Origin of the sequence: Nostocoides sp. (genome assembly GCF_035343835.1) — a bacterium.
GTDB lineage: Bacteria > Actinomycetota > Actinomycetes > Actinomycetales > Dermatophilaceae > Nostocoides_A > Nostocoides_A vanveenii.
Genome location: NZ_DAOQZV010000112.1, coordinates 8,425 through 9,865, shown reverse-complemented (window position 1 = coordinate 9,865; position 1,441 = coordinate 8,425). Strand labels below are relative to the sequence as shown.

Here is a 1,441-nt window from a genome sequence, read left to right as displayed (position 1 = left end):
TCGCGACGGGGTGCACCGGAACGGCATACGTCTATGGGGCGCGCGCCGACGGGACGCTGACCTTCACGGCGATCGACGCGGCCACGAACGTCCGCGGCCGCACCCTCGTCGGCCCGAAGTTGCCCTTCGGCGTCCGGGCGATGGCGACCCTCGATTACACGACGCTGCTTGTGACGACGCCAGCCGGCGAGCTCTACCGGATCGATGTCACCGGCAACACCAAGAAGCTGACCATCGACACCCCGAGCAAACTGGCCTCGAACTCCTGGACCTACGACAAGCTGACCGCCGACGGTTTCGGGCATCTCTTCGCCACGAGCGGCACCAACGGGCAGCTCTACCGGTGGAATGTCACCGCCAAGAAGCCGACCGGTTCGCAGATCGCGACCAAGACGCGCATCGGCGCCGGCTTCGTCCTGACCTCCCTGACGGCCACCGGTGGTGGGCAGCTGATCGGGACCACCAGCGGGGGAAAACTGATGGGCTACAAGGCGATCGGACTTAATCGCTTCACGTCCGCAACCCTCGCGTCCAGCGGGTACACCGGCGTCGACAAGCTGGCGGGGGTCGGCGGTGGCGTCTTCTATGCGCGGACCACGAGCAGCGGTGCGCTCGTCGGGCGCAAGGACGCCAATGTGGCCGACGGGTCGGGCAGCGATATCGCGACGATCGGCACCGTCGACTCCAGCGGGTGGACGCAGAAGGTGCTCAGCGGCGCCCCGAAGACGGTCACGTGCACCACCGGCGGTGACCTCACGTATGCCGCCCTGGTCACGATGTTCGGGTCCGGTTGGGTCGGCACGCAGAGCGTCGTCGAGCAGGGCCTGCCGAAGCTGCAGGCGGAGATGGCCAAAGCGTCGATCACCACGCCCGCGCGCAAGGCGGCCTTCCTGGCGACGCTGGTGAGCGAATCCGCGATGCGCTGGGACGCCGACCAAGGGGGGTCCTACACCTACCACGGGCGCGGCTACATCCAGATCACCGGCGACTTCAACTATGGCCCGGCCGGGACCTGGCTCGGCGTCGACCTGTTGAGCAACCCGGAGTTGGCCCGCTCGCTCAGCTACAGCGCGCCGATCGCCCGCTGGTACTGGACGATCGCGCGGACCACGACCAACACCTATGCCGACAACCACGATATGAACGGCGTCAACCGCAATATCGGCTTCGCCTGGTCGTATGAGGAGGCCACCCGCCGCTGCGATCGGTTCAAGTCGGCCTACAAATACTTCACCGGCGCGCTGCCGGCGAACACGATCTGCTACCCCTCGCGCCTGCCCGCCCCCGGCTCGACCGACTGGTACTTCCACCCCGAGCGCGGCGACAAGTCCTGACCCCTCCCCCTCCCCCACCCCCCGTCGAAAGGCCGGTTCAGGGGCGTCGAAAGGCCGGTTCAGGGGCGTCGACGGGCCGGTTCAGGGTCGTGTGGGTCCCACGCTCT

1 protein-coding gene is annotated in these 1,441 nt (G+C 67.7%); it reads left to right on the top strand.

Annotated features, from left to right (window positions below; all coding sequences use genetic code 11):
* Positions 1 to 1,334: glycoside hydrolase family 19 protein (locus PKH97_RS09490; RefSeq protein WP_324387163.1), on the top strand; the 1,334-nt coding region annotated here is incomplete at its 5' end.
* Between the last annotated feature and the right edge of the window lie 107 nt (positions 1,335 to 1,441).